Annotated in this window: 17 protein-coding genes; 7 read left to right on the top strand and 10 right to left on the bottom strand. The window is 35.7% G+C overall.

Features of this window, described 5'->3' with window-relative positions; translation table 11 throughout:
• Positions 1–8: 8 nt before the first annotated feature.
• The 4 genes from ACZZZW_RS16365 (at position 9) to ACZZZW_RS16350 (ending at position 3,860) form a co-directional block, all read left to right on the top strand.
• The gene (locus ACZZZW_RS16365; RefSeq protein ID WP_055913684.1) at positions 9–1,097 is read left to right on the top strand and encodes a tetratricopeptide repeat protein; all 1,089 of its coding nucleotides are present in this window, start codon (positions 9–11) and stop codon (positions 1,095–1,097) included.
• A 158-nt stretch (positions 1,098–1,255) separates the two neighbouring features.
• A complete protein-coding gene (locus ACZZZW_RS16360) occupies positions 1,256–2,344 on the top strand; it encodes a tetratricopeptide repeat protein (RefSeq protein WP_463494986.1) in 1,089 nt (362 codons plus the stop codon).
• Between the two features lie 145 nt (positions 2,345–2,489).
• Positions 2,490–3,098 (top strand): hypothetical protein, encoded by a 609-nt coding sequence (locus tag ACZZZW_RS16355; protein ID WP_463494984.1) that lies wholly within the window; start codon positions 2,490–2,492, stop codon positions 3,096–3,098.
• 63 nt (positions 3,099–3,161) lie between these two features.
• Positions 3,162–3,860 carry an endonuclease V gene (locus tag ACZZZW_RS16350; protein ID WP_463494982.1) on the top strand — a complete coding sequence of 233 codons (699 nt, stop codon included), beginning with the start codon at positions 3,162–3,164 and terminating at the stop codon, positions 3,858–3,860.
• A gap of 2 nt (positions 3,861–3,862) precedes the next feature.
• Here the strand turns inward: ACZZZW_RS16350 and hemF are convergent, their stop codons facing one another.
• The 3 genes from hemF to ACZZZW_RS16335 all read right to left on the bottom strand — a co-directional run bounded on the left by hemF (position 3,863) and on the right by ACZZZW_RS16335 (position 6,419).
• Positions 3,863–4,777 carry an oxygen-dependent coproporphyrinogen oxidase gene (gene hemF, locus ACZZZW_RS16345; protein WP_463494980.1) on the bottom strand — a complete coding sequence of 305 codons (915 nt, stop codon included), beginning with the start codon at positions 4,775–4,777 and terminating at the stop codon, positions 3,863–3,865.
• Positions 4,778–4,858: 81 nt separating this feature from the next.
• Positions 4,859–6,091 (bottom strand): MFS transporter, encoded by a 1,233-nt coding sequence (locus tag ACZZZW_RS16340; protein WP_463494978.1) that lies wholly within the window; start codon positions 6,089–6,091, stop codon positions 4,859–4,861.
• A 103-nt stretch (positions 6,092–6,194) separates the two neighbouring features.
• The gene (locus tag ACZZZW_RS16335; protein ID WP_463494976.1) at positions 6,195–6,419 is read right to left on the bottom strand and encodes a coproporphyrinogen III oxidase; all 225 of its coding nucleotides are present in this window, start codon (positions 6,417–6,419) and stop codon (positions 6,195–6,197) included.
• A 217-nt stretch (positions 6,420–6,636) separates the two neighbouring features.
• Here ACZZZW_RS16335 and ACZZZW_RS16330 point away from each other — a divergent pair, with 217 nt between their 5' ends.
• The 3 genes from ACZZZW_RS16330 (at position 6,637) to ACZZZW_RS16320 (ending at position 10,057) form a co-directional block, all read left to right on the top strand.
• Positions 6,637–7,122, top strand: coding sequence for a DUF4442 domain-containing protein (locus ACZZZW_RS16330; RefSeq protein ID WP_463494974.1), 486 nt, complete (start codon positions 6,637–6,639; stop codon positions 7,120–7,122).
• Positions 7,123–7,132: 10 nt separating this feature from the next.
• Positions 7,133–7,762 (top strand): AlbA family DNA-binding domain-containing protein, encoded by a 630-nt coding sequence (locus tag ACZZZW_RS16325; RefSeq protein ID WP_055913705.1) that lies wholly within the window; start codon positions 7,133–7,135, stop codon positions 7,760–7,762.
• Between the two features lie 933 nt (positions 7,763–8,695).
• Entirely contained in the window at positions 8,696–10,057 is a 1,362-nt protein-coding gene (locus tag ACZZZW_RS16320; RefSeq protein ID WP_463494972.1) for an MATE family efflux transporter, read from the top strand.
• Between the two features lie 199 nt (positions 10,058–10,256).
• On the opposite strand, the gene ACZZZW_RS16315 is transcribed toward ACZZZW_RS16320, so the two are convergent.
• From ACZZZW_RS16315 to ACZZZW_RS16285, 7 genes are all read right to left on the bottom strand, one after another.
• A complete protein-coding gene (locus tag ACZZZW_RS16315) occupies positions 10,257–10,991 on the bottom strand; it encodes a hypothetical protein (protein WP_463494970.1) in 735 nt (244 codons plus the stop codon).
• A 38-nt stretch (positions 10,992–11,029) separates the two neighbouring features.
• The gene (locus ACZZZW_RS16310) at positions 11,030–11,713 is read right to left on the bottom strand and encodes a pseudouridine synthase (protein ID WP_463494968.1); all 684 of its coding nucleotides are present in this window, start codon (positions 11,711–11,713) and stop codon (positions 11,030–11,032) included.
• A gap of 42 nt (positions 11,714–11,755) precedes the next feature.
• Positions 11,756–12,658 (bottom strand): histone deacetylase family protein, encoded by a 903-nt coding sequence (locus ACZZZW_RS16305; RefSeq protein WP_463494966.1) that lies wholly within the window; start codon positions 12,656–12,658, stop codon positions 11,756–11,758.
• Entirely contained in the window at positions 12,658–13,518 is an 861-nt protein-coding gene (locus tag ACZZZW_RS16300) for a bestrophin family protein (protein ID WP_463494964.1), read from the bottom strand. The genes ACZZZW_RS16305 and ACZZZW_RS16300 overlap by 1 nt, the downstream gene beginning before the upstream one ends.
• Positions 13,519–13,521: 3 nt before the next feature.
• On the bottom strand, positions 13,522–14,820 hold the full coding sequence (gene kynU / locus ACZZZW_RS16295; protein WP_463494962.1) for a kynureninase: 1,299 nt from the start codon (positions 14,818–14,820) through the stop codon (positions 13,522–13,524).
• A gap of 66 nt (positions 14,821–14,886) precedes the next feature.
• Positions 14,887–15,375, bottom strand: coding sequence for a pyridoxamine 5'-phosphate oxidase family protein (locus ACZZZW_RS16290; RefSeq protein WP_463494960.1), 489 nt, complete (start codon positions 15,373–15,375; stop codon positions 14,887–14,889).
• A gap of 54 nt (positions 15,376–15,429) precedes the next feature.
• Positions 15,430–16,035 (bottom strand): DNA-3-methyladenine glycosylase, encoded by a 606-nt coding sequence (locus ACZZZW_RS16285; RefSeq protein WP_463494958.1) that lies wholly within the window; start codon positions 16,033–16,035, stop codon positions 15,430–15,432.
• Positions 16,036–16,043: the final 8 nt, after the last annotated feature.

The raw sequence follows: 16,043 nt of genomic DNA, 5'->3' as shown, positions 1-16,043 counted from the left end.
TAAAAATTATGAAAAGAGTATTTCTAAGTATAGTTCTAGCAGGTGCGGTGAGCTCTGCATTTGCTCAGAAAAGTGAAGTAACCGCGGCGAAAAACGACTGGGGTTTATTCCAGCTAACTTCTTCAAGTGCATCAACACCGTTGGCAAAAAAGCTTGAATCTTTAGCAAAAGGATTGGCACATACAGATAAAGCCATTGCTGATGAAAAATCTAAAGTAATGCCTGAGGCATGGAGTTATCGTGCTTTATTTGCTTCTTCTACTGCTATTTTAGATTCAACAAGTACAGCAAATGCTGATAAAAACTTAAAAATTGCTCAGGAAGCAGTTGTTGAAGCTAAAAAATTAGATACAAAAGGTGGTGAAAAAGAAAACATCACTTTAGCTGAAACCAATATTAGCAATGCTGTTAGAAATGGTGGTGTAATTGCTTATAACAAAAAGGATTACAAAACTGCTTACGAAAAATTTGTTGCAGCAACGTTAATCAATCCTAATGATACAGCAATGTATTTAAATGCAGGTATCGCAGCTAGAAACATTGAAGATTATCCTAACATGATTACTCAATTTAAAAAAGTAATCTCGTTAAATTCACCTCAATCTAAAGATCTTTACTCTGAAATTATTAATGCTAATTTGAGCAAACAGAAAGATACAACTGCAGCATTGGCAACGATTAAAGAAGCAACCGCTAAATTTCCTGACAATGCTGAGTGGATTAAAACTGAAACCCAGATTTATATTAATAGGGGTGATGCGGCAAAATCAGAGCAGATGTTAAATGCTTTAGCAGCAAAAGAGCCAAATAACCCAAATTATCAGGTTTTATTGGGAAATATATATTTTACGCAAGCTTTGAAATTACAAGCAGACCGTAATAAAATCGATCCTAAAAAAGTAAAAGAATTTAATGAAGTTACCGGTAAAATGAATGCTTTATTAGATAAATCTCTTCCTTTTTATAAAAAAGCCTTAGAGGTTGACGCTAAAAACCAAGGTGCATTGGAAACGTTAAAAACGATCTATGCATTTAGAAATGATACTAAAAATTATGATGACATTAAAAAACGTTTAGACGCTTTACCTAAGCAATAATTATTCATCATCGATTTAAAAAAAGAGCCCTGAAATTTCGGGGCTCTTTTTTTTATGTTTATTTTTATCAATTATTACGGTTTTACAACATTGTTCAAATTATGCAAAATTGCCTTAAAATATCATTGACCGCTTTAATTTTCGTCTCTTTTAATGCTATGGCTCAAAAAAGCCAGATTCTTATTGCCAGGAATTCAGTTGGTAAGCTTCAGGCATCAATCGCGAATAAAGAAGATGAAAAAAAGCAGTTGTCGATTATTACAGAAGGCTTAAAAGCAATAGAATCAGCAGAAAAAGATAATAAAACCAAAAATTGGGGCGAAACCTGGTCTATAAAATCTTATTTAACATCTTTTGCTTCTTTAATAGATACTGATCCGAATAATGCGAACAAATTTTATGATGCGGCTATTGAAGCGGTAACAAAAGCAAAATCTTTAGACCGCTATGATGACAATGGAGGCCTAATTAAAGCATCAGATCATAATATTCTGATAAAAAAACAGGATAAAGGCAATGAAGCTTACTTCAATAATGATTTTAAAGAAGCTTATGCGGATTTAAAAGAAGTTTGTGATAATTTCCCAGCAGATACCACATTAGCTTTAAATACCGCAATTTGCGCGCTGAATATTCAGGCTTATGATGAATCTTTAACGTATTTTAAAAGGGCAAAAGAAAATGGCATCAGAAATCCATCTGTTTTCCAAAAGATGGCACAGATGTATGTCGTAAAATCTGAAAACGAAACTGCAATTAAAACTTTAGAAGATGGTTTAGTGCTAAATCCTTTCAACCGTTTTTTAACCAATGATTACATTAATTTATTATTGGATACCGAAAACTATAACAAAGCCCAAGGTTTAATTGAAAATAACCTGAAAGTTGAGAAGGGAAGCAAATTGCTTTATTTTCTATATGGTTACCTGCAACAAATTGGAGGAAACAATTCTACAGCAATTTTAGCTTACGACAAAGCATTATCTACCGATCAGAACTATTTTGATGCCTTGTATCAGTTGAGTTTAGCTTATATCAATACAGCGAACGAAACTTTGAGTAAAAACGATGCCGATAAAAATGAAAAATATAAAGGCCTGATTGATCGTGCACAATTTGCTTTACAGCGTGCAAATGAAATTAATCCTAATGATAAAAAAACCGTACAGTTGCTAATCGATATTTACGCCAAAAAAGGAGCAACAAACAAGGTACAGGAACTTAACCGCAGGCTTCAAGGACTATAATTTATCGTATGATTTGTTGGAAAGGAGTGGTAAAAGAAATATCAACTTAACATAATATTAATTATAAGACATAAAATTATATATTTTTGAATATGCCTTTTGTATATTTACTTCCGTAAGCATTTCAATTACTACTTTGAACGATATGGATATTAATGATAATGATTTTTCAAAAATAACTTCTATAAAATCAAATAACATAACTTTGATACTGAAAGCTTTAGGGGCATTTATTTTCGTAAGTATAGTCTTAGGAATAATTAATTTCAGTATAATAATTATTAAGTCTGTGGAATTATCTGATGAATATAAAATTTCTACTTTCGTTTTATCAGTAATTCTGTTATCTCTTTTAATATTTCTTGCATTAAAAGGCATAAATACGCTAAGTAAAAACAAAATAAATAAGGTTACGGTCGATAAGTACGGTATACATCATTATATAGATGAAATAATTATTGAATCCATTACATTTGAGTCATTGTCTCCTAATCCAGATACTAAGAATTACGATGTAGTTTTATCCAATGGTGATGATGTAAGCTTCGATATTTGTGTGCATTATTTTGATAATGATAGTCAGAAAATACTTTATAAAGCAATGATATTCAATACACCATTTTCAATAACCAATAAAAACGAATTAGAAAGACATTTCATAAATGGTGTTTTGAAGTTCCGATCTGATTTGAAAGTCTCACCAAGAGTTCTAGACCTATTAAATTTGAAGTATTCATCAGCTTTGCAGGACTAGATTTAACTAGATCAATATCTGTATATAACACAAACAATTTACAGCCAGCCTTGTACTAAAATCATGTACGATCACTATAGCTTTGAAGATGCTACCGCATATCAAAATGAATTAGCCAAACAGTTAAAGTTTCAGCCAATTAACAAAATAGAAACCATTGCCGGTGCAGATATTTCATTTAATAAAAACAGTACAACCATGTACGCTGGAATTGTGATCTTAACTTATCCAGGAATGGTTGTAAAATCATTTGCATTAGAAACTTACGAAACCAGTTTTCCCTATAAAGCAGGGTTTTTAGGATTTAAAGAAGTTCCGGCGCTATTAAAAGTTTGGACCTTGATAAATGATAAGCCCGATGTTGTTATATTGGATGGTAACGGAATTTTGCATCCACGCCGCATGGGTGTTGCTTCACATTTTGGAATTTTAGCAAACCAGGCTTCAATTGGTTGCGCTAAAAGCCTTTTGTGTAGCGAAAACCATGTTCCGGAAAATAAGAAATTAAGCACTGCTGAAATCATCAGTCATGGTGAAACCTTAGGTTTTGCATTGCGTACAAAAATTAATTGCGAATCCGTGTATGTTTCTGCCGGTCATTTAATTACGGCTGAACAAAGTTTGGAAATTATGAAAAATAGCGTTGGGAATTATCGAATTCCTGAGCCAACGCGTATGGCACACAACATTGTAAATGATTTTCGTATGGGGAAATTAAAACCTGGTTTTCATAAGGTATCGGCACCGCTTATTTTATTTTGATCCTAAATCCAATTAATTCCTTTTTTTAGCAGTTGCTGGGTTTTATATTCATCAGAATTGATCTCAGGCTGAACATTATAACCCCAATTGGCCTGCGGCGGTAAACTCATTAAAATAGATTCTATCCGGCCGTTGGTTTCTAATCCAAATTTGGTCCCCGAATCGTAAACTAAATTAAACTCAACATAACGGCTACGGCGTTGATATTGCCATTCTTTCTGAGCCTCGGTAAATTCTTTATCACGGTTCCGGTCAATCAGTTCTGTATAAATAGGTAGAAATGTTTCACCAATATTTGCAGAGAAATCTAAAATCTGTTCCCAGCTTAGGTTGGTATTTTCTGGTTTTAGTCGGTCGTAAAAAATCCCACCAATTCCACGGGTTTCTTCACGGTGTTTAATAAAGAAATAATCGTCGGCGTGCGTTTTAAATTTCGGATAAAAATCAGTGCTGAAATCGTCGCAAGCTTGCTTTAGTTTATGGTGAAAAAAGCGGGCATCATTTTCAAACACATAATGCGGCGTTAAATCTATTCCACCACCAAACCAACGTGTTTCTTCATTTAATTCGAAATAGCGGATGTTCATGTGAATAATCGGAACCAATGGATGATTCGGATGAATTACAATCGAAACACCAGTTGCAAAAAAATCATCTTCAGTAACATTAAAAGCTTTTTTTACTGATTCGGGCAGTTTACCATAAACGGCAGAAAAATTTACACCACCTTTTTCAATAATTGCTCCTTTTTGCATAATCCGCGTACGGCCGCCTCCCCCACCGGTTCGCTCCCAAAGTTCCTCTTCAAATTTTCCCTTGCCGTCGGCAATTTCCAATCCCCTACAAATTTCATCCTGTATTTGCTTATAACGCGCTGCTACTTCTTCTTTGAACATGATGGCTCCTTCTATTTCCATACAAATTTAAGGCTATTAAAGCAGCTATATTGATTTATGTTTAGATAGTACATTTTATTGACATTGGTTATGGCCGATCAATTATTCTTCTAAATAATTGAGATCTTTATTAAAGCTTTCTTTCAAATAAGAAACTGAAATCATAGCAACAACTGTTACAATACCCATTACGATAAATGCGGCTGGGACTATACTGTAATGGTGAACAAAAAATTCGAATACGAATGTGATTGGAATTAAGGCCCCGCGTACAAAGTTTGGAGCTGTTGTGGTTACGGTAGAACGGATATTTGTGCCAAACTGCTCAGCAGCGATGGTTACAAAAGTTGCCCAATAGCCAACGGCAAACCCCATAAACAAACAAATTAAGATAAATGTGCTTTCAGTTAAACCTGTGCTGGTAAGGTATATAATGACGGTAACCACAGAGAGACTTTGGAAAATTAATACCGTTTTTTTTCTTGATTTTAATACCTGTGCTAAAAAGCCACAAACCACATCACCAATGGCAATACCGAAATAGGTATACATAATACCCGTACCTGCATTAAGTAAATCTTTCGCCCCCAATGCTTTTCCAATTTCTGGTGATTGGGTTACTAAAATGCCTACAATAAACCAAAGTGGAAGACCTAAGCAAATACAGGAGAGATATTTCAAAAACCGTTTTCGATCAGAAAAAAGCATAAAAAAATTACCTTTAGAAACTTCAGTACTTTGTTCGGCGTGTTTAAACATGCCCGATTCGAAGGTGCCTACACGCAAAAGCAATAATAAAAGGCCCATGCCCCCTCCCACAAAATAAGAGGTTTGCCAGGTGAAATGTTTGCCTATTGTAGCTGCTGCTGCTGCGCCTAACAAGCCAATCCCCGCAACAACCATTGTTCCGTAACCACGTTTTTCTTTATCCATAGTTTCGGTAACCAGTGTAATTCCAGCACCTAGCTCTCCTGCAAGGCCAATACCAGCTATAAGTCTGATAATGGCGTAAGTATGAACATCAGTTGCGAAACCATTGGCAATATTAGCAACAGAATACATTAAAATTGAACCAAACAGCACTTTAATTCTTCCAAATTTATCGCCAATAATGCCCCATATTAATCCTCCGATCAATAATCCGAACATTTGCATGTTGATTACATATTCGCCTTCAGTACGCATGTGTTCTGCGGAAACACCGATATCTGTAAAGCTTTTTAAACGTACAACAGAGAATAAAACGAGGTCGTAAATGTCAACGAAATAACCCAGAGCGGCTACAATGACTAAGAAAATTACATTACGGTTGTTGGTTTTGGCTTGAGAATCCATTTAATATTTGGTTTAAAGGCTGAAAGTACACAATAACCCAAATATTTGAAATAGATTTTATAAAAATAAAAGCCACTCTATTTCTGGAGTGGCTTTTATCATCCTACATTGGAGGATTTTTTTTAGTAGTATCAGGTGGCATTTTTGTTGTGGTATCAGGCATTTTTTTCGATGCTGTGTCAGTCATCGTCTTTGTGCTGTCCATTACTTTTGTAGAATCCGTCATTGTACTGTCTGAAGAACCAGCCATATTTTTTGACGAATTGCATGCTGAAGTGGCTATCATAAGAGAACCCGCGAAAGCAAGACTTAAGATTATTTTTTTCATAGTTTTTTATTGTTATCTATCAACCAAACAACAATGCAATCATTTGGTTTTAATTTTTTTACTTCTTGTTGACTATTTTAATTCTACATCGCTCGTTGATAAGTTCGCGAAGGTGAATGCCAGCTATAATAACATTCAACGCTTAATTACCAAAATATTACCAAATCAAGCGGTGTAAGACTTTAAAAGGTGGCAAAACTTTCTGATATTAGTATGTATGATTATTTCTCAAAATACCCTGAAATGGGTAATGCGCCTTTACCCTCCATTGTTTTTTCAGCGCATTTGGGTTCAGAAATTTGAAAATGAATTTAGAAGCTGCACAGTTAAGCTGAGTAAAAGTTTTTTAAATAAGAATTATAACGGATCTATTTTTGGTGGAACTATTTATGCCGCAACCGATCCGTTTTACGCCCTATTATTCGATCAGTTGATGCAAAGGCGGGGTTTTAAAGTCCGTGTTTGGCTAAAAAGTGCTTCTATACAATATTTAAAGCCGGGCCGTTCTACTTTGTATTTTACCATTACTGTAAGTGATGAGATGTTGAATGAAGCAGAACACGCATTAAAAACCGTTGGAAAATTTGTAAAAGCTTATCCAATGGAAATTACCAATAAAAACGGTGAGCTTTGCGCCACTGTTATGAATGAAGTATATATCCGAAACTTACATCAGGGCGAAGCGCCCAGAGTTGCTTACTAATTTTTAGATTATGCCGAGTATTAAGAGTTTAATTTTGCAGGGCGAAGGTGTGATGCTCGATTTTAAGAAAACCATTACCAGTACCGAAAAAATAGCGAAAAGTTTAGTGGCCTTTGCCAATAATAAAGGTGGTAAATTATTAATTGGTGTGGCCGATGATGGATCTATAAAAGGTGTAAAATCAGAAGAAGAAGAAAAATACATGATTTTAACTTCTGCACACCAGTTTTGCAAGCCAGCTATAGAGCCTTATTTTGAAGAAATTTATGTAGATGATAAATTGGTGCTTGTTGTAAATATTCCTGAAAGTGATACAAAGCCACATTACGCGCTTGATGACCAGAAAAAGTGGTGGGCATATATCCGTATTGATGATAAAAGTGTTTTGGCCAGTAGAATAATTATTGAAGTGCTTAAACAGGAATATAAAAGCAATGGTGTACTGATTTCTTATTCAGAAAATGAGAAAAAACTACTCGAATACCTGGAACAGAATCAAAAAATCACATTAAAAGAATTTAGTAAGCTGTTACGAAGTTCTTACCGGAAGGCACAAAAAGTATTGGTTAATTTAATTCTGACCAATGTGATCAAATCGCACACCTCAGAAAAAGAGGAATATTTTACTGCTGTAAGGTAAATATTTACTAAAATATTTTTATAAATCGTCTTCCTGAACTCGTTTCAGGATATTCAATAACAAAATTTCTTTTAGTAAAATCGTCTTCCTGAACTCGTTTCAGGATCTTTAAATCGATTTGTTCTTTTGAAATAGATGCTGAAATAAATTCAGCAAGACGCATACGTTGAAAACTAAGAATGGAAGATAAAATCGTTTTCCTGAACTTGTTTCAGGATCTTTAATAACAAAATTTCTTTTAGTAAAATCGTCTTCCTGAACTCGTTTCAGGATCTTAAAATCGATTTGTTCTTTTGAAATAGATGCTGAAATAAATTCAGCAAAACGCATACTTTGAAAACTAAGAATAGAAGATATAATCGTCTTCCTGAACTCGTTTCAGGATCTTTAAATTGCTTTGTTCTTTTGAAATAGATGCTGAAATAAATTCAACAAGACGTCTACTTTGAAAACTAAGAATGGAAGATATAATAATCGTCTTCCTGAACTCGTTTCAGGATCTTTAAATTGATTTGTTCTTTTGAAATAGATGCTGAAATAAATTCAGCAAGACGCATATTTGGAAAACTAAGAATAGAAGACATAATAATCGTCCTCCTGAACTCGTTTCAGGATCTTTAATAACAAAATTTCTTTCAGTAAAATCGTCTTCCTGAACTTGTTTCAGGATCTTTAAATTGATTTGTTCCGTTGAAATAAATGCTGAAATTAATACAGCAAGACGCATACTTGGAAAACTAAGAATGGAAGATATAATCGTCTTCCTGAACTCGTTTCAGGATCTTTAAATCGATTTGTTCCGTTGAAATAAATGCTGAAATAAATTCAGCAAGACGCATACTTTGAAAACGAAGAATGGAACTCCACCCCTTCTATATTAACTTTTCTACATAGCTGTAATTTCAACATTAAAAACGCGACCTTTGCAATCTTATGTTTTCTAAAATTTACACCAAGTATAAACCTTATTATAAAGAAAACCTTCATTTGGCCTTACCAATTGTAGGATCTCAGGTTGGCCATACGCTGGTACACATGGCCGATAGTATTATTGTAGGTCATTTCACTGATACCATTCAATTGGCAGCTGTATCGTTGGTTAATAGTATTTTCATGCTCATTTTAGTAATTGGGCTGGGTATCTCCTATGGATTAACACCGCTTATCGCACAAGAAAACGGACGGCAGAACTATGATGAATGCGGAAAACTTTTATCCAACAGTTTAATCATTAATATCTGTGTAGGCATATTTCTGTATATTTTGGTTCAATTGGGTATATTTTTCGTGATCGATCGCCTTGATCAAACTCCAGAAGTTGTACGTTACGCAAAACCCTACTTAAATCTTTTATCAATTTCAATTATCCCATTGTTGATTTTTCAGACTTTTAAACAGTTTGCAGAAGGATTAGGCTTTACCAAACAAGCCATGTTCGTTTCCATCTGGGGAAATGCGCTCAACATTATCCTGGGAATTATTTTCGTAAAAGGAATTTTCGGGATTAAATCTATGGGGGTTAGCGGCGTAGGGTTAAGTACATTAATCGACAGGGTTTTAATGGCAACAGTAATGTGTTTTTATGTATTACGCTCTAAGCATTTTAAAAAATACCTCATCAGTTTTAAAGCTACTTTTATTGATAGGCTAAGGGCTATCAAAATTGCAAAAATCGGAATGCCTGTTGCGATGCAATATTCTTTCGAAATTAGTGCTTTTAGTGGTGCAGCAGTATTAATTGGCACAATTGGAGCTGTAGAGCAGGCTGCGCATCAAATTGCCATTAGTTTAGCCGCTATGACCTATATGATTGCCAGTGGGGTGGCATCGGCCGCTACCATTAAAACAGGTAATAACTTTGGAAAGAAAAATTTTGATGATTTACGTAAATCTGCAATTGCCAGTTATCATGTTATTTTATTGTTCATGTGCTGTACAGCGGTAATTTTTGTTTTAGCAAACAATATTATGCCATTCATTTATACAGAAGATGCTGCCGTTATTCCAATAGCAGCGCAGTTATTAATTATTGCGGGCTTTTTTCAATTGTTTGATGGTACCCAAGTAGTAGGTTTAGGCGTACTGCGTGGTATCGGTGATGTAAATATTCCTACTTTTATAACATTTCTGGCTTACTGGGTAGTAGGAATTCCTATCGGATATGTACTCGGATTTAAGTTTGATTTAGGTGTTAATGGCATTTGGTACGGATTAACCCTGGGTTTGTTAACAGCTTCTATCCTATTGTTTTTAAGGTTTCAGAACAAGACGAGGGCACTGAAGGTTGATCTTTAATTTATTTAATAGCAAATGAGTTTTTAAGCGTTGATCATTATCGAGTGATCGTCATTCCAAACATGATTCGTAATGCAATAAGCTTAAAGATTTCCTCCTGCGCGGGAAAGATGATAGTTCTTTGCAATCTGTATGTGATGGTCTATAAAAAAAGCCTTTACTCATCGTCTCTTTATAACATTCAGTATGACAGCAGCTATTACTTTCCACCAACATTAACCACAACACCAATAGTAAAGATCGAATTTCCTGCAGACATGTATTTACGGTTTTTCAAACCGATATTACTACTCGTGGTATATTGTAATTGAAAGGTTTTACTCAGCGCCATGCGGGTAAAGAAAACTGGCTCAAAGAAAATATTATCTTCTTTTGGCTGAACAACGCCATTTAAAAAGAACCTATCCATTTTAACATGGCTAATTCTTAGTGCAGTACCATAATTGATCGGGAAATCTGTGCCAAATAAACGAAGGTTGTTTTTCTTTTTCGAGCTGTAGTTTACCTGTAAAAATGTTTTTCTGTAATCTACTTCCTGTAATTCGCTGCTAATCAGTACATCATTTTTATAATCGCGGAAGGTAATGTCACTCCATCCTTTTCCTACACCTGCATAAACCTCAATAATCCGATTGTTATCCGGACCAAAAGTATCGAAATATCCGCCGCCAATCTCAATTAGTTTGTGTCCGAAATCTTTACTTTTTCTTTCACTGTTCATTCTTGAGCCGCTAAAAAGCACACCAATATGATCGGAAACGGCATAAGCACCATTAACACTGGCATTGCCTTTTAAAGAGATGTGTGCACCACCACTAAATTCACCCTGTTTGCTTAACATTGGTGTATTTGGAACGTTTGGCATATAAACTGAAGAACAACTTGCTGCAAAAAGCGCTAAAACTGGAAGTGTAAAACGTAAGTATTTAATCATAGATGTTATATAAACAGATTTTAAGGGTAAAAATTGTGTTAGTAAGCCATTTTCATGAAATCCATTACCCGCTTAAATTCATCGTGTATAGTGGCTTTTAAATAGATTCTTTCTTTGGTAACCGGATGCGCAAACTCCAATTCAGATGCGTGTAACAACATGGTGGTCATTTCCCACTGATCTTTAAAAAATTTATTCTGCTTGTTGCAGCCATGTGTCCTGTCGCCTATAATTGGATGCAGAATATGACTGAAATGCCTTCTTAATTGGTGCATCCTGCCTGTTTTTGGTGTGGCTTCTATCAATGAGTATCTTGAGGTTGGATGTTTGCCAAAAGCTACTGGGATTTCTGCTCGTTGTAGGGTAATAAATGAAGTGAAAGCATCCTGCATGGTGCCATTTTCTTTTGCAAGAGGATAATCGATATCCATAGCATCAGGTGCAAAACCGCGTAAAATAGCTAGGTATTTTTTATTTGTTTCAGTATTCATAAATTGCTGATGCATAGCAATTTCAGATGGCTTATCGAAAGCAAATAACAATATTCCGCTAGTCTTTCTGTCAAGACGATGAACCGGACTCACATGTTTACCAACCTGATCTCTTAACAACTGAAGGGCAAATTCTGTTGCATCTCTGGCAATTGGTGATTGATGCACCAACAATCCATGAGGTTTGTTAATCGCAATTAAATGCTCATCCTGATAAATAATCTCCAACATATTGCCGCGAAGATAAGGATATTATGGTTTTTGCGTCATTGCCTAAGTAAATAAATCAAAAGCCAGGCGATAGGTGTTGCAATGTGCATCTACAATATCCTTAATTTCTGTAGAATAACCACCGCCCATACTTACCTCAACCGGCAAATTTTTATCCTTACATGCTTGTAAAACTAACCTATCACGTTCTTTACAGGCAGCCTTGCTTAATGCGAGCTTACCCAACTTATCTGTAGAAAGAACATCCACTCCTGATAAATAAAACACAAAATCTGGTTTGGCACGTTCAAAGGCCTTTTTGAGGTTTACTTTTAAAATGGCAAGGTATTCATCATCCTGCACACCATCGTTTAAAGCAACGTCGAGACTGGAAATTTCTTTCCTAAAAGGAAAATTTTTATCTCCATGCATCGAAAAAGTAAATACTTTAGGCTCTGATTGAAAAATTTCTGCTGTTCCATTTCCCTGATGTACATCTAAATCTATGATTAAGATCCGATTTGATAAACCATTATTTAATAAATAGTTAGCTGCTATTGCCTGATCATTTAACATGCAGAAGCCTTCGCCCCAATCGCTACCCGCATGATGCGTACCTCCTGCCACATTAAAGGCAATTCCATTGTTTAATGCATAATGTGCAGCATCAATTGTACCTTGTGTAATCCTTAATTCCCGTTCCAATAATTGCGCATTAAGAGGGAAACCGATCCTTCTTTGATCTTTTGCTGAAAGTGTCAAGTCTCTTAACTGCTCCCAATAGGCTTTTTGATGCGTCAATAGAATGATATCTTCCGTAACTGGCTCAGAGCTGAATAAATTGTGCTCATCTATCGTACCTTCATGCAAAAGCTGTTCAGGTATCAATTCGTATTTCAACATTGGGAAACGATGGCCTTCAGGTAGCGGATGTGCATATAACGGATGCCAGGCAATTTTAATCATCAGCCCAAAATCTCCCCTACATGTTTTTCAATATTCGTGCAGATCTGATCCACTGGAAGATCGTTTGCATCGTAGCCGAATGGGTTTTCTATTTCTTCAGCTATCAGCTCCAAACTTGCTAATACATAGAGAATAAAGGGAACAATTGGTATAACGAAATAGCCTAAACTGTATACCCATCCAAATGGTAGCGTAACCACATAAATGAAAATAAATTTTTTGATGAAAGCACTGTACGAAAATGGAATTGGTGTATTTTTAATCCGTTCACAAGCACCGCAAATATCCGTAAACTGGTTAAAATCGCTTGATAGCACGATGAATTGTTCTTGTGAAATTGCACCCTTTTCCAATAAACCATATAGTCTGTTAATCAGGCTTCCGGCAATTTGGTTTGGGATATGTTTTCCTTCTTCAACTTCGATTAAAAGACTGTTTTTTCCGAAATATACTTTTCCACGCAGGTGCTCTTTTAAACCGAAAGCATATTTAGGAATACCATATTCGAAAAATTTAACATCCTCATCTGTTAATTTAAGTGCCTTAATCTTCATTGCAAGGTTACGGCTTACATTGGTTAAAGATCCGAGCAACTTTCTACCTTCCCACCATCTGTCGTAAGCTGTATTTGTTCTAAAAACCAGTAGCAATGACAACACGAAGCCCAATAAACTATGCATCATTCCAACATTGGTTACATAGCTGCTTTTGGAAAGTTGGAAAAAACTCAATTCGGCAAAAGCAACCAATCCCGAAAAAATAGCTACAGCAAGCATCAATGGCCATAGTTTTCTGAACGTATCGCTTTTGTGAATATGAAAAATGAATGTACTCCAGTCTTTAGGGTTGTAGTTGATCATTTTTTAAATTTTTATTTTCAAAATATCTAAACTGACTTTCAACAGTGCTTGGCCTGCCAGAAAAACATCTTCAAATGAATTATATAAAGGCACGGCACTTAATCGGATTACATTTGGTTCGCGCCAGTCGCCAAGTACATGATTTGCCATCAGGCCATCGAAAATCAGTTTACCTTCTTGCTGTGCGATAATTGAAAGTTGAGCACCCCGATCTTCTGGTGTTTTAGGGGTAATAATTTTATATTGCGCAACTCCTAATATTTTATTTACTTTATTAATAATGAATTCAAGGTATTTGGTTAAAGTTATACTTTTGATCCTTAAAGGCTCAATAAATCCAGCTTGTTCAAAGAGTTGAAGTGAGGCATGGTATAAAGCCATGGGCATTACCTGCGTGCAGCTCACTTGCCAACCATCTGCCCCAGGTTCAGGAATAAAGCCTTTTTCCATCTTAAAGCGTTTGTTCTCCTGGTAGCCCCACCATCCTGCAAAGCGATTTAAATTGTTATTGTTAAAATGCTTTTCATGAACAAAGATACCACTTATGCCCCCCGGACCTGAATTTTGGTATTTGTACGAACACCAGCATGCAAAATCTACATCCCAATCGTGCAATTTCACAGGTACATTTCCAGCCGCATGTGCTAAATCCCACCCCACAATGGCACCTATTTCATGGCCGGCTTTGGTAATGGTTTTCATGTCGTACCACTGGCCCGTATAATAATTTATTCCGCCAAATAGCACAAGAGCTATATCATCGGCATTTTCTTTGATTTTAGCTAAAATGTCATCAGTATGGAGTATTTCTTCGCCTTCCTTAGGGAAAACCTCTATAATCGCTTCTTTTGGGTCGAAACCATGAAATCTCACCTGGCTTTCTATCGCATACTGATCTGAAGGGAACGCGCCCCCCTCCATAATAATTTTAAAACGTTTTCCTTTTGGTTGATAAAAGCTTACCATCAACAGGTGAAGATTAACCGTTAAGGTATTCATTGGGCAAACTTCAGCCGGTAATGCACCCACAATAGGTGCCATTAATTTTTTTAATTCCTTATGGTAGAACATCCATGGCTCATTTCCATCAAACCAGCCTTCTACGGCATAGTTGGCCCAGTTATCAAGCTGCCCTTTTAAGACATCAGCTGCAACTTTAGGTTGTAGCCCTAAAGAATTGCCACACAGGTAAATAAAATCTTTATTATTATGCTTTGGAAATATAAATTGAGACCTGAAATGACGGAGCTGATCAGCTTCATCAAGTGTTTGCGCGAATGATAAGTTATTTTCGAAATTCATTGGCTCAAAACTACAAAAAAAGCAGGCATTGTTTCCAATCCTGCTTTTCTATTTATTTAATGATTATTAAAATTTAATTGTATCGTGTTTGCCTAAATCTGGCGTATCGCCGGTAACAACTGCTTTTAATATACTGAATAATACCACAATTTTTGAAGATGAAGCATCCCAGTATTCGGCCTCTTCTGGTGTAACTTTTATCAGGATTAACCTTGGGTCTTCAACTCCATCAGGAAACCATGCCTTAACAAATGGAGAGAAATATGCTTCTTTCCTAACCTGATCATCAACTAGCTCAGCTTTTCCTTTAACAGTAAGGTATGTATTATTCGATGGATCGCTGTAAGCCAACAGCACGTTATTTTCTTTTGAAATTTCTTTTGATTTAGGCGAATATTCGTTCGTGTAAAACCACAAACTGCCATCGTCTTCAATTTTTGCAGTTCCCATTGGTCTGCTACCCAATTCATCTGATGAAGAAAATGTGGTAAACATACATGTTCTCACACTTTCGGCCATTTCTTTAAGGATTGCTATGTTTTTCTCGTTTTTCATCTTTATTTTAGTTTTATAAAGACAACAGGAAGTGTGCAAAAATGTTTCTGTAAATTAAGCCTTATTTGGTTTACTTACATATTTATTACCTTTAACATAAAACCGCCATGGCAGCAAAGCGTGTTCTTTGGCATATGCAATTCCAACGCGTGGGCTTGCAACGATATCTTCTTCTTTATAATTTATGGAATGGTCTTCTATCCAGATCTCATCCCCATTAAGGTCTTTTGTGTTAAATGTCCTGTCAATTCCCAATGCTTTTGCAGCTGAGCCGGGCCCGGCAGAAATAGCACCTTTTGTGTACGGCATATTCCTTCTTTCCTCAATAATAGCTATGCCAATTAAAGGTTCAATTCCTCTAATAAGTACTGCATGGGGATCATTTTCCTTTGAACTTACAATGTTGAAAAGGTTGTGCATGCCATAGCAAAGGTATACATAAGCAATTCCGCCCTTGCTGTACATGGTTTCAGTGCGGTTTGTGCGTCGGCCACCATAAGCATGAGATGCTTTATCTTGTATTCCAAAATAAGCTTCGGTTTCTACAATAATTCCGGCAGTTATTTCATTATCTATTTTAGTGTACAAAACCTTTCCGAGCAGATCTTTGGCCAAGCCAACAACATCTTCATTGTGGTAATATTCAGGGTTTAACTTCAAAATAATAT

This window comes from Pedobacter sp. AC379 (genome assembly GCF_979258145.1).
Note: the sequence above shows the minus strand (reverse complement) of the source record. Positions and strands in the feature narration are given on the sequence as shown.